We start from the raw sequence: 12684 nt of genomic DNA on the forward strand, positions 1-12684 counted from the left end.
CCTCCTTAACGGTTTTCCAGACTGGCCGCACGAGCATATGGCAGAGCGCTTTCAGTACCTTTCAACGCAGCTTGCTGAGCATGCTGGCGCAGATAGTTGGGCAGACGCTGATCGTGCCAACCTGGCTGTCCTTGCAGAACCCCGTTAGTCATGGGACCTGCGGCTTCAGAACTTTCGCTGTAGCCGGCCAGAACCGCAGGACCTTTGACCTGTGGCGTCGCCAGGCTTGGCTGGTTGGACTGCTGCGCCATTTGCACGCCAGCGATCTCATCCTGGTTGTACAGACGCACACCCGCCAGCACAGCAACGGTGACCGAAGCGGCAACAGCCAGTCGGCCCAGGCTGCGCCATGGTCCGCGGGAGGCTTTCGCCGGTACGGCTTCATCCGCCAGTGCAGCAGAAACCGCCGCAGCGATGTCCAGACGCGGAAGCAGCAGATCCTTGTGCATGACAGCCCGGGCGATCTGGTAACGAGCCCAGGTCTCACGGGTTTCAACATCGTCAAAGGCATTCAATACCCGACGCAATTCCAATTCGTCCGCTTCGTTATCCATCACTGCGGACAGCGATTCCTGCAGGGCTTCACGACTCATGGCGTTCCTCTCTTGGCTGTCGCCGCTGTCTCAGTTTTCCTGCAACAACGGTTGCAGGGCTTTATCGATGGCCTCCCGAGCGCGGAAGATCCGGGAGCGCACGGTACCCACCGGACACTGCATGACGCTCGCAATGTCCTCGTAACTCAGACCGTCGAATTCACGTAAAGTTAAAGCCGTACGCAAATCTTCAGGCAGTTGCTGGATGGTTCGATGGACGGTGCCTTCAATCTCATCCCGCAGCAATGCACGTTCAGGTGACTCGAGGTCCTTGAGGCCATGATCGCCATCGTAGAACTCGGCATCCTCGGAACTCACATCGCTATCCGGCGGCCGGCGGCCGCGTGAAACCAGATAGTTTTTCGCCGTGTTAATGGCGATGCGGTAAAGCCACGTGTAAAACGCGCTATCCCCGCGAAAATTTCCAAGTGCGCGGTAGGCCTTGATGAAGGCTTCCTGGGCAACATCCTGGGCTTCATGGGTGTCGTGCACGAAACGCACGATCAACCCGAGAATTTTGTGCTGGTATTTCAGCACTAGCAGATCGAAAGCTCGCTTGTCGCCGCGCTGAACGCGTTCGACCAGCTGCTGATCCTCTTCCTGGGTTAGCATGAACACTCCTCGATGAGCTCGAAGGAGGCTTGCATTACCAATTGACCGGGCTTGCAAACATAGACTCGGGCTTTTCGCAAAAGTTCTCCCCCTTCAAAGCAAGTTTCCGGCGCGCTCTGATCCGGCACGCACGAAAAACGCAGCACGAGATTCCCCGGCCGCGCGAATAATCTGTCGCCGGGCCTGTCGGACGAGGATTCAGATGAATCCCTGCACCAACCCGACGCTGTTCCCTTCTGCAGACAACCGTCTATTGAACGTATGCGCTTGGCAAAAGTTCCCACTATTTATCGCTCTTCAACGCGAAGATTTGGCGACCATGACGAGATAAACAGCGTTCTGTCCTCGAAAAGGCCGCGTTGTCGCACATTCATCGAAACCTTGACCCGACGAAGCGCATCGCTTTCCTGTCACCCTGGTTTCACATTGCCATGAACGCCCGGCTATTGTGCCGATCCCCCCCTCTATATACTAGTGGGCTGCGTGGCTGCCTGACCCGTCGAAGCGGTGTCTGGCGCTAACCCCGACCCGGGTCGCTTCAAGCGGAAACCATTCGAATGAGCCAACAGTTCCAACATGATGTTCTGGTAATCGGCAGCGGCGCCGCCGGGTTGAGCCTGGCCTTGACCCTGCCTGCACATTTGCGCATCGCCGTGCTGAGCAAGGGAGACCTGGCCAACGGTTCGACGTTCTGGGCCCAGGGCGGCGTGGCGGCCGTGCTGGATGACGCCGATACCGTCCAATCCCACGTCGATGACACACTTAACGCGGGCGGCGGGCTGTGCAATCAGGAAGCGGTGCGCTTCACCGTCGAGCACAGCAAGGAAGCCATCCAGTGGCTCATCGACCAAGGCGTGCCATTCACTCGCGATGAACAGTCCGGCACCGAAGATGGCGGCTTCGAGTTCCACCTGACCCGCGAGGGCGGGCACAGCCATCGGCGAATCATCCATGCCGCCGATGCAACCGGCGCGGCCATTTTCAAGACGCTGTTGGCCCAGGCCCGGCAGCGCTCCAACATCGAATTGCTGGAGCAACGGGTCGCGATCGACCTGATTACCGAGAAGCGCCTGGGCCTGGAGGGGGATCGCTGCCTGGGCGCCTATGTGCTCAACCGCGGCACGGGAGAAGTGGACACCTACGGTGCGCGCTTCGTTATCCTGGCCTCCGGTGGCGCGGCAAAAGTCTATCTCTATACCAGCAACCCCGACGGAGCCTGTGGTGACGGCATTGCCATGGCCTGGCGCTCGGGCTGCCGGGTGGCGAACCTGGAATTCAACCAATTCCACCCTACCTGCCTGTATCACCCGCAGGCCAAGAGCTTCCTGGTGACCGAAGCCCTGCGTGGCGAAGGTGCTCATCTGAAGCTCCCCAACGGGGAGCGCTTCATGCAGCGCTTCGATCCTCGCGCCGAATTGGCACCCCGGGACATCGTCGCGCGGGCCATCGACCATGAAATGAAGCGCCTGGGCATCGACTGTGTCTATCTGGACATCAGCCATAAACCCGAGGCGTTCATCAAGAGCCATTTCCCGACGGTCTACGAGCGCTGCCTGGAATTCTCCATCGACATCACCAAGCAGCCGATCCCGGTGGTACCGGCAGCGCACTATACCTGTGGCGGGGTGATGGTTGACCAGCATGGCCGCACGGACGTGCCTGGCCTGTATGCCATCGGCGAAACCAGCTTCACCGGACTGCACGGCGCCAACCGCATGGCCAGCAACTCGCTACTGGAATGTTTCGTCTATGCCCGCTCGGCGGCGGCTGACATTCTCGAGCAATTACCCCAGATCGCCATCCCGGTCGCCCTGCCCTCGTGGGACGCCAGCCAGGTCACCGACTCGGACGAAGACGTGATCATCGCGCACAACTGGGACGAACTGCGGCGCTTCATGTGGGACTACGTCGGCATCGTACGCACCAACAAGCGCCTGCAACGGGCGCAGCACCGGGTGCGCCTGCTGCTCGACGAGATCGATGAGTTCTACAGCAACTATAAAGTCAGCCGCGACCTGATTGAACTGCGCAACCTGGCGCAGGTGGCCGAACTGATGATTCGCTCGGCCATGGAGCGCAAGGAAAGCCGAGGCCTGCATTACACGCTTGATTATCCGAACCTGCTGCCCGAGGCGCTGGATACTATCCTGGTGCCGCCCACCTACGCCGGCTGAACCGCAGCCGTACCCGCAGGCGCCGGTGGACATCCGGCGCCAGCGCGTCGCGGAGCACGCACAACGAGCGGATCCGCCACTCGCCCTTAAGGCGGAAGCGCAGCACCACGATCATCGGTAATGCGAGGCTGTCAGGTCGCAACTGCACCGGCTGCCAGCCGCCATCGACGCGCCAGAGCTGCCAACCATCGGCATCGCGACGCAAGCCACGGAAGGCCTGTCGATGGGTCAGCAGCAAATGTCGCGGCAACACCCAGGCGCCATGGCCCAGGCACAGCATGACGCCAACGGCTGCGAAGCCGGACGGGACAGCCAGGAGCAGCAACGAGCCCAGGGCGAACGCCTGGGCCACGAGGTACGCCGCCAGCAATTGCCCGGAGGCCTGCCAGCGGCATTCGAAGCGATTACTTGGGTTGGACACGATCCAGAATCATCCGGACCATGCGTTGCAGTTCCGGGTCTTCGGATTCACTGCGCTCCATGAACCAGCCGAACATGTCCTGATCCTCGCACTCGAGCAGACGGACGTAGCAGGCACGATCGACCTCGTTAAGGTGGGGGTAGACCTCTTTCACGAACGGCACCAGCAGCACGTCAAGCTCAAGCATGCCGCGGCGGCTATGCCAGTAGAGGCGATTCAGTTCAACATCTTCGACCATGGAGCGCTCCTCAAATAGAGCGCAAGTATACAGGCCCCGCCGTGGCGTGACAGACGGCTTTGGTCGGGCGCCGTCAATCCTTTGTGAACTACCCATTTCATGGGCGCCCCCTTATGATGTCTACCAGACTTTTTACCCTGCGATGACCCATGGCTGATTCCGCATTTTTCTGCACCCTGTCCCACGAAGGCGTACTCGCGGTCCGCGGCGTGGATGCCGGCAAATTCCTGCAAGGCCAATTGACCTGCAACCTCAACTACCTCAGCGACAGCCAGGCCAGCCTGGGCGCCCGTTGCACCCAGAAAGGCCGGATGCAATCGAGCTTTCGTATCGTCCTCGAAGGCGACGGCATACTGATGGCCATGGCCACGGAGCTTCTGGAGCCGCAACTGGCGGACCTGAAGAAATACGCGGTGTTCTCCAAATCCAAACTCACCGATGAAAGCCCGGCATGGGTTCGCTTCGGATTGGAAAACGCGGACACCGTGCTGAGCGGGCTGGGCCTCGACCTGCCGGCCGAAACCGACAGTGTGGTTCGCCAGCCATCGCTGATCGCTATTCGCGTCTCCCCCGGCCGCGCTGAACTCTGGGTTCGCGCCGAACAGGCCGATACGCTGCTGACGCAGCTGCGCGAGCAACTGCCCGAAGGCGACTTGAACCGCTGGCTGCTGGGTCAGGTCCGCGCGGGAATCGGCCAGGTCATGGCGGCCACGCGCGAGTTGTTCATTCCGCAGATGCTCAACCTGCAAGCCGTTGGCGGCGTGAGCTTCAAGAAAGGTTGCTACACCGGCCAGGAAATCGTCGCGCGCATGCAGTACCTCGGCAAACTCAAGCGTCGCCTGTATCGCCTGGAACTGGACGCCGCTGAATTGCCGGAGCCTGGCACCCCGCTGTTTTCCCCTATGCATGGCAGCTCGATCGGCGAGGTCGTCATTGCCGCCTGTGCCGAGCGAAACATTGAACTGCTGGCAGTATTGCAGGCCGAAGCGGCAGAAGATGGCAATTTGCACCTCGGTGCTTTGGAAGGACCCGCGCTACAATTGCTGGACTTGCCTTACGAACTGGACCGCGACCGCGAAATCCAGCGTTGATCGCAACATTTTGTCGCAACACCCTAGAGAACCGAAATGAGCGATTTGGCGGATAAGGTCCAGCGGGATTTGGTGGCGGCCATCGATAATGATGACCTGGTCTTGCCAACATTACCGGAAGTGGCCATGCAGATTCGCCGGGCCGCCGAAGACCCGGAAATCAGCGTCAGCAACCTGAGCAAAGTGATTGGCCGTGACACCGCCCTCTCGGCGCGCCTGATAAAAGTCGTCAACAGCCCGTTGCTGCGCGCCACGCAGGAAGTGACGGACCTGCACACGGCAATCACTCGGCTGGGCGTCAACTACAGCAGCAACCTGGCGATTGGCCTGGTCATGGAGCAGATTTTCCATGCCCGCTCCGAGGTCGTGGAACAGAAAATGCGCGAAGTCTGGCGCAAGAGCCTGGAAATAGCGGGTGTCAGCTACGCCCTCTGCCGCAGCTACACGCACCTCAAGCCTGATCAGGCGGCCTTGGGCGGATTGGTCCATCAGATCGGCGTCCTGCCGATCCTGACGTATGCCGAAGACAATAATGAATTGCTGTCGGACCCCATCAGCCTCAACCACGTCATCGAGACGATTCACCCGGTGCTGGGCGACAAGCTGCTCAGTGTCTGGGAATTTCCGGAAAGGTTGGTGAAGCTGCCGGGGTTGTACCTGGATTTCACCCGAGACTCCAAACAACTCGATTATGTCGACCTGGTGCAAGTCGCCGCGCTGTATTGCTACAAGGACACCGACCACCCGCTGAGCCGGATCGACGCGGTTGGAGTGCCGGCAATCAAGAAGCTGGGCATCGACCTCGACGATAAGGATCGGTGCGCGGACATTGAAGAAGCACGGACGATGTTTTACTGAACAGCCCGGACATCGAACCTGAACCTCGTAAGGGGCGCTTCGCGCCCAGCGGGGCGGTGCGACGTTTCGCTAAATCCCCTCGCCACAAATCAGTATCCCGCCACGACAGCATTCAGCGCGGGCTTATTCTGAGCCAGGGATGAAACTCACCCGTACCTTCAGCCCACCGTCCTGACCGTCGTGAAGGCTGATCTGCGCCAGATGCGCACGGCAGATTTCCCCGACGATCGCCAGCCCGAGGCCCGAGCCGGCCACTTGCTGGTTTCGCCGGTAGAAGCGCTGGAACACTCGTTCCCGTTCAGTCTCAGGAATACCGGGACCGTCATCCTCGACTTCCAGCACCGCCGGCGCGACGACCCGCAGGATGACGTTGCCACCCGACGGTGTATGGGCCAGCGCGTTATCCACCAGATTGCTCAACAGCTCGTTCAATAAGGTCGGCTCGCCCCGCAACCAGACCGGCTCGTCGGCCTCCAGGGCCAACGCGACACCACGGGCATGTGCCAGCGGGGCCATGGCCATGCCCAGCTCACGGGCCAATTGGCTCAGGTCGAGCAATTGCGCACCGCCCTCGGCAATCGCCCGGGCGCCGTTTTCCACTCGCGCCAGTGACAGCAACTGGTTCGCCAGATGGGTCAAGCGGTCGGTGCCCTGGGCCGCGGTTTCCAGGGTTTCACGCCAAGTCGCCGGTTCGCTGGCACGCAAGCCCAGCTCCAGGCGTGCCTTGAGGGCGGCCAGTGGCGTGCGCAGTTCATGGGCGGCATCGGCGATGAATTGCGCCTGCCGTTCGAATTGGCCACGCAGGCGCTCGGTGAAATGGTTGAGCGCCCGGACAAGGGGCCACAACTCATGCTGGACCTCCACCAATGGCAGCGGCCGCAAATCGTCTGGCTGACGCTCTTCCACCGCCGTACGCAGGCGCTCCAGCGGACGCAAAGCGGCGCTGACCGCGAACCACACCAGCAATAATGCACCGACGGCCAGCATGCCCAACCGCAATAGCGTGTCGGCCATCAGGCCCCGGGCCATGCTGATCCGCGCTTCTTCGGTTTCCGCCACGCGGATCTCCGCCATGCCGTTCATTTCCGGCTCGCTCACGGCCTTCAGCAGGCTGACCACGCGCACGTCCTGGCCCTGGTAACGCGCGTTGTAGAAACGTGCCAATGCCGGATAATCGTCAGTGCGCGGCGTGCCGGGCGGCGGACCCGGGAGATTTTCGTAACCGGAAATCAGCTGTTGGTGGATGTCGTTGACCTGGTAGTAGATACGTCCGGCGCTGTCATAGGCGAAGGTGTCCAAGGCCACGTAAGGCACGTCCGCGCTGAGCGTACCGTCTCGCTGCGAAAGACCGGCGGCGATGGTCCGGGCCGAGGCCAGCAGCGTCCGGTCATAGGCGGTATCGGCGGCTTCGCGACCATTCCAGTAGGCGCTCAGGCCGCTGGCGAGCATCAGCACCACCAGCAGCAACGCCAGGTTCCAGAGCAGCCGCCAGCGCAGGCTGTCGGGCTTATGCATTGCGGTTTTCCAGCAGGTAGCCCAAGCCGCGGAACGTCACGATCGCGACCGCATGGCCGTCGAGCTTCTTGCGCAGACGATGAACGTAGATTTCGATGGCGTCGGGGCTGGCCTCTTCGTCCAGGCCAAACACCTGGGCCGCCAGTTGCTCCTTGCTCATCACCCGCCCCGGCCGGGCAATCAAGGCTTCCAGCACGGCTTGCTCGCGGGAGGTCAGGGTCAGCAATTCGTCGTCGAGGGTAAAGCGACGGGTGTCCAGGTCATAGACCAGCCCGCCACAACGCTGCTGGCGTTCGCCGCCCAGTACGCTGCGGCGCAACAGGGCCTTGACCCGGGCCTCCAGTTCAGTGAGTTCGAATGGCTTGGCCAGGTAATCGTCCGCACCGAGGTTGAGGCCATGGACGCGGTCCTTGACGTCGCTGCGGGCGGTCAACATCAGCACTGGCAACGTCTTGCCCCGGGCCCGCAAACGCGCCAGCACCTCGAAACCGTCCATGCGCGGCAGCCCGACATCGAGCACCGCCACAGCGTATTCCTCGCTGCTCAAGGCCAGGTCGGCCGCAACGCCGTCGTGCAGCACGTCCACGGTCAAACCGGTGCTCTTGAGCGCTTGGGCAACGCTTTCGGCGAGCTGCAGATGGTCTTCGACGAGCAGAACACGCATGGGTTATTCCTCGATTCAGGGATGGTCGACGCCATTCTTTGGCGCGGAGTTTACAGCCGCACCCGCCACTGTGAAGCCAAAAAACACGTTGAAAGCTTTTGAAAGGTGAGCGAAAGGTTGGGCCGTTAGAGTCCTCCCACGGACGGTTTCGGCTGCCCGTCGCGACGCACATCGCGAACGAAAAACGCCTCGAAGCGTTTTCGCCGAATAAAAACAATAAAAGCGGAGTACCCACATGCTGTCTCTACAGCTCCAGGCCCCAGTGCCCGCCCGCCTTTCCCGCTTCAATCAGACCACCCTGGCCAGCGCCATCACGCCTCGGTCTGGTGTTCTCCCGCGCCTTCAATCCCGATACGTTCGACAACAACCTGCGCCCACCATCCGCGATGCGAGGGCCGGGGGCCAGCAATACCGAATTTACACCACACACAACAACAACTCCTGTGGAGACAATAATGAACCTATCACTGCGTAAAGTAGCCTTGGCCGCCGGATGCCTGATGTTCGCCGGGCAGTTGCTCGCCGCTGATCCATCCAAAGAACCCAAGCGCCCCGAATGCATCGCCCCGGCGTCCCCGGGCGGCGGTTTCGACCTGACGTGCAAGCTGGCGCAAAGCGCGCTGGTCAACCAGAAGCTGCTGACCAAGCCGATGCGCGTCACCTACATGCCCGGCGGTGTCGGCGCGGTGGCCTACAACGCAGTGGTCGCCCAGCGCCCGGCCGACGCCGGCACCCTGGTGGCCTGGTCCAGCGGTTCGCTATTGAACCTGGCCCAGGGCAAGTTCGGTCGTTTCGATGAAAGCGCCGTGCGCTGGCTGGCTGCCGTTGGCACCAGCTATGGTGCCATTGCGGTGAAGAGCGACTCGCCCTACAAGAACCTCGACGACCTGGTACAGGCCCTGAAGAAAGATCCAGGCTCGGTGGTGATCGGCTCCGGCGGCACCGTGGGTAGCCAGGACTGGATGCAGACCGCCCTCATCGCCAAGGCCGCCGGTATCAACCCCCGCGACCTGCGCTACGTGGCCCTCGAAGGCGGCGGCGAAATCGCCACCGCATTGCTCGGTGGGCACATCCAGGTCGGCAGTACGGATATTTCCGACTCCATGCCGCACATCCAGAGCGGCGACATGCGCCTGCTCGCCGTGTTTGCCGAGAAACGCATCGACGAGCCGGAAATGAAAGACATTCCGACCGCCAAGGAACAAGGCTACGACATCGTCTGGCCGGTGGTTCGCGGCTTCTACCTCGGGCCGAAGGTCAGCGATGAAGACTACGCCTGGTGGAAAGATGCCTTCGACAAACTGCTGGCTTCCGAAGAGTTCGCCAAGCTGCGTGACCAGCGCGAGCTGTTCCCGTTCGCCATGACCGGGCCGGAACTGGACACCTACGTGAAGAAGCAAGTGGCTGATTACAAGGTGCTGGCCAAAGAGTTCGGCCTGATCCAGTAACCGTCTCTGTTCTCGCGGCGGCGTTGGCACTGCCGGCGCCGCCCAGGAGTTAGTCATGCTCACCATCCAACGTATTTTTGCCGCGGTGCTGCTGCTGGTCTGTATCGGCCTGGCGCTGATGGCTTGGCCGTATCAGGCCGCCTTTTCCTACGAACCGGTCGGCCCGCGAGCCTTCCCCTTGCTGATCCTCGCGCTCATGGGCGTGGCGCTGCTGTACATGCTGTTTCGCCCCACTCCTATCGTGCACAGCGACGATGAACCTCGACTGGACCGAGAGACGTTGCAAAAAATCGCCATGTGCGTGGGGCTTCTGCTGATATTTGCCGGGACCTTCGAACCCCTGGGCTTCATCCTGGCCAGCACCTTGATCGGCGTACCGATGGCGCGCCTGTATGGCGGGCGCTGGGTACCCAGCATTCTGATCAGCACACTGATGGCCATCGCGCTTTACGTGCTGTTCGACAAAGTAATGGACGTGCCACTGCCCCTTGGCCTGCTCGATATCCTGGAGAATTGATATGGATACCCTCAGTTATCTCAGCCAGGGATTTGGCGTTGCACTGACCCCCTACAACTTGTTCACCGCGCTGTGCGGCACCCTGATCGGCACTGTGGTCGGCCTGTTGCCGGGCCTGGGCCCGATCAACGGCGTAGCACTGCTGATCCCGATTGCCTTTGCCTTGGGCCTGCCACCGGAATCGGCACTGATCCTGTTGGCTGCCGTGTACCTGGGTTGCGAGTATGGCGGGCGCATCAGCTCGATCCTGCTCAACATTCCTGGCGAAGCTTCTACTGTAATGACCGCGCTCGATGGCTACCCAATGGCCCGTCAAGGCCTGGCCGGCGTGGCCCTTTCGCTGTCGGCATGGAGTTCCTTCATCGGTGCGTTCATCGCCACTTGCGGCATGGTGTTGTTCGCTCCGATCCTGGCGAAATGGGCGGTGGCCTTCGGACCGGCAGAGTATTTCGGGCTGATGGTTTTCGCCATTGTCTGCCTCGGCGGCATGGCCGGTGATCGACCGCTCAAGACATTCATTGCGGCGCTGATCGGGCTGTTTCTGTCCGCCGTGGGGATCGATGCCAACAGCGGCGTGTATCGCTTCACCGGCGACAACGTCCATCTGGCCGACGGCATCCAGTTTGTCGTGCTGGTGCTGGGCCTGTTTTCGGTCAGCGAGATCCTGTTGCTCCTGGAAAAAACTCACCACGGCCAGGAGGCGGTGAAGGCCACCGGGCGGATGATGTTCAACTTCAAGGAAGCGGCTTCGGTGTTCGCTGTGAATCTGCGCTGCGGCGTGCTGGGTTTCTTCATGGGCGTATTGCCCGGTGCCGGCGCGACCCTCGCCAGCGCCGTGGCCTATATGACCGAGAAACGCATCGCCGGGGCCAGCGGCACGTTCGGCCAAGGTGACAAGCGCGGCCTCGCCGCCCCGGAAACCGCCATCGGTGGCGAAGCCTGTGGTGCGCTGGTACCGATGCTGACACTGGGTGTTCCCGGCTCTGGCACCACGGCCGTGATGATCGGCGCGCTGTCGCTGTACAACATCACGCCGGGCCCGCTGTTGTTCCAACAACAGCCAGACATTGTCTGGGGCCTGATCGCCTCGTTGTTCATCGCCAACATCATGCTGGTGATCCTCAACATTCCGATGATCCGTATCTTCACCCGCATCCTGTCGGTGCCGAACTGGGCGCTGGTGCCGTTCATCGCCATCATCACCGGGATCGGCGTCTACGCGGTGCACGCCACGACGTTCGATCTGTTCCTGATGGTCGGCATCGGTATCTTCGGCTACATCCTGCGCAAACTGGACTTCCCGTTGTCGCCGATCCTGCTGGGTTTCATCCTGGGTGGGCTGATGGAGCAGAACCTGCGTCGTGCTCTGTCGATTTCCAACGGTGCGCTGGACATCCTCTGGTCGAGCCCAATCACCTTGGGTTGCTGGGCGCTGACGGCCGTCATGCTGGTCTTGCCATTGCTGCGGATCTGGCGTCGCCGCGCCGCACAACGTCGCGCCCTGGCCAATGTCTGAGGCGACCTTCAGGCAATGGTGGGCAACACCGCTGGTCGGCCTGGCCGGTGGTTACCTGGCCAGCCTGATCGGCTGGCCGTTGCCCTGGATGGTCGGCTCGTTGCTGGCGATCATCCTGGTGCGCTGTCTTACGCCGTGGCAACTGATGGAAATCCCCGGCGGCCGTAAATGCGGCCAATGGGTGGTGGGCATCGGCATCGGCCTGCACTTCACTCCCGTGGTGATGGAGCAGGTCCTGAGCCATTTTGGCCTGATCTTCTTCGGTGCGCTGATCACCAGCGTGTCCAGCGTGGTCAGTGTCTGGCTGATGCGTCGCACCGGCGAGGACCGTGCCACCGCGTTTTTCTCGAGCATGCCGGGCGGCTCCGGCGAAATGGTCAACCTCGGCGCCCGCAACGGCGCGGACCTCAGCCGTGTCGCGGCGGGCCAGAGCCTGCGGGTGCTGGTGGTGGTGCTGTGCGTGCCGGCGGCCTTCAAATACCTGCTGGGCGCAGGGGCGCCGGTGCAACACGCCACGACGGTGGACTGGCTGTGGCTGGCGCTCCTGTTTCCGGCGGGCGCCCTGCTCGCCTGGGTCTGGGAACGCTTGCGCCAACCCAATCCCTGGTTGTTCGGGCCGTTGCTGGTGAGCGCGGCGGTGAGCGTCGGTTGGGACCTGCACATTGGCCTGCCCAACGGCGCCAGCCAGATCGGCCAATGGCTGATCGGCAGCGGACTGGGTTGTCATTTCAACCGGCAGTTCTTTCGTCGGGCACCGTCGTTCATGGGCCGCACGTTGGTTGGCACGGTGTTGACGATGCTGATCGCCACGCTTGCAGCCCTTGGCTTGAGCACCTTGACCCATCTGGATCTGCGTTCGGTGACACTGGGCATGATGCCCGGCGGCATCGCGGAAATGAGCCTGACGGCGGAGACGCTGCAACTGTCGGTGCCCTTGGTGACGGCGTTGCAGGTGATGCGGTTGCTGTTCGTGCTGTTTCTGGCGGAGCCGTTGTTCAGGTATTGGGCGAGCAGGCCGGGTTCAAATTCGTAACCCA

The 12684-nt window shown here is 61.7% G+C and carries 13 protein-coding genes; 7 read left to right on the forward strand and 6 right to left on the reverse strand.

Translation table 11 applies throughout. The features are described from left to right. Positions 1-5 precede the first annotated feature (5 nt). Positions 6-593 (reverse strand): sigma-E factor negative regulatory protein, encoded by a 588-nt coding sequence (locus tag Q7C33_RS18455; protein WP_030138292.1) that lies wholly within the window; start codon positions 591-593, stop codon positions 6-8. A gap of 30 nt (positions 594-623) precedes the next feature. Continuing rightward, on the reverse strand, positions 624-1205 hold the full coding sequence (gene rpoE, locus Q7C33_RS18460; protein WP_003172477.1) for an RNA polymerase sigma factor RpoE: 582 nt from the start codon (positions 1203-1205) through the stop codon (positions 624-626). Positions 1206-1762: 557 nt separating this feature from the next. Here rpoE and nadB point away from each other — a divergent pair. Beyond that, on the forward strand, positions 1763-3379 hold the full coding sequence (gene nadB / locus Q7C33_RS18465; RefSeq protein WP_030138293.1) for an L-aspartate oxidase: 1617 nt from the start codon (positions 1763-1765) through the stop codon (positions 3377-3379). On the opposite strand, the gene Q7C33_RS18470 is transcribed toward nadB, so the two are convergent. Both Q7C33_RS18470 and Q7C33_RS18475 read right to left on the reverse strand, forming a co-directional pair. Beyond that, positions 3348-3800, reverse strand: a complete 453-nt coding sequence (locus Q7C33_RS18470; protein WP_217860136.1) for a protein YgfX — start codon at positions 3798-3800, stop codon at positions 3348-3350. The genes nadB and Q7C33_RS18470 overlap by 32 nt on opposite strands. Beyond that, the gene (locus Q7C33_RS18475) at positions 3784-4038 is read right to left on the reverse strand and encodes an FAD assembly factor SdhE (RefSeq protein ID WP_003184348.1); all 255 of its coding nucleotides are present in this window, start codon (positions 4036-4038) and stop codon (positions 3784-3786) included. Before Q7C33_RS18475 ends, Q7C33_RS18470 begins: the two co-directional genes overlap by 17 nt. Before the next feature lie 149 nt (positions 4039-4187). On the opposite strand from Q7C33_RS18475, the gene ygfZ reads away from it, so the two are divergent. Continuing rightward, positions 4188-5129: a CAF17-like 4Fe-4S cluster assembly/insertion protein YgfZ gene (ygfZ, locus tag Q7C33_RS18480; RefSeq protein ID WP_407683907.1), complete on the forward strand. Its 942-nt coding sequence runs from the start codon at positions 4188-4190 to the stop codon at positions 5127-5129. A 36-nt stretch (positions 5130-5165) separates the two neighbouring features. Beyond that, positions 5166-5987, forward strand: coding sequence for an HDOD domain-containing protein (locus Q7C33_RS18485; protein WP_198797134.1), 822 nt, complete (start codon positions 5166-5168; stop codon positions 5985-5987). 123 nt (positions 5988-6110) lie between these two features. On the opposite strand, the gene Q7C33_RS18490 is transcribed toward Q7C33_RS18485, so the two are convergent. Both Q7C33_RS18490 and Q7C33_RS18495 read right to left on the reverse strand, forming a co-directional pair. Continuing rightward, positions 6111-7502, reverse strand: a complete 1392-nt coding sequence (locus Q7C33_RS18490; protein WP_407683908.1) for a sensor histidine kinase — start codon at positions 7500-7502, stop codon at positions 6111-6113. Then, complete coding sequence (locus Q7C33_RS18495) at positions 7495-8166, reverse strand: response regulator (RefSeq protein ID WP_003198779.1); 672 nt, start codon at positions 8164-8166, stop codon at positions 7495-7497. The genes Q7C33_RS18490 and Q7C33_RS18495 overlap by 8 nt, the downstream gene beginning before the upstream one ends. A 455-nt stretch (positions 8167-8621) precedes the next feature. Here Q7C33_RS18495 and Q7C33_RS18500 point away from each other — a divergent pair, with 455 nt between their 5' ends. From Q7C33_RS18500 to Q7C33_RS18515, 4 genes are read left to right on the forward strand one after another with little or no spacing between them, the layout of a single operon-like run. After that, positions 8622-9614, forward strand: coding sequence for a Bug family tripartite tricarboxylate transporter substrate binding protein (locus Q7C33_RS18500; RefSeq protein WP_014337021.1), 993 nt, complete (start codon positions 8622-8624; stop codon positions 9612-9614). Positions 9615-9669: 55 nt separating this feature from the next. Further along, positions 9670-10131 carry a tripartite tricarboxylate transporter TctB family protein gene (locus tag Q7C33_RS18505; RefSeq protein WP_407683909.1) on the forward strand — a complete coding sequence of 154 codons (462 nt, stop codon included), beginning with the start codon at positions 9670-9672 and terminating at the stop codon, positions 10129-10131. A gap of 1 nt (position 10132) precedes the next feature. Further along, positions 10133-11647: a tripartite tricarboxylate transporter permease gene (locus Q7C33_RS18510; RefSeq protein ID WP_053178420.1), complete on the forward strand. Its 1515-nt coding sequence runs from the start codon at positions 10133-10135 to the stop codon at positions 11645-11647. Continuing rightward, positions 11640-12680, forward strand: coding sequence for an AbrB family transcriptional regulator (locus tag Q7C33_RS18515; protein ID WP_407683910.1), 1041 nt, complete (start codon positions 11640-11642; stop codon positions 12678-12680). The genes Q7C33_RS18510 and Q7C33_RS18515 overlap by 8 nt, the downstream gene beginning before the upstream one ends. Positions 12681-12684 lie beyond the last annotated feature (4 nt).

The sequence above is a fragment of the Pseudomonas sp. BP11-1-1 genome (assembly GCF_052112105.1).
GTDB lineage: Bacteria > Pseudomonadota > Gammaproteobacteria > Pseudomonadales > Pseudomonadaceae > Aquipseudomonas > Aquipseudomonas alvandae.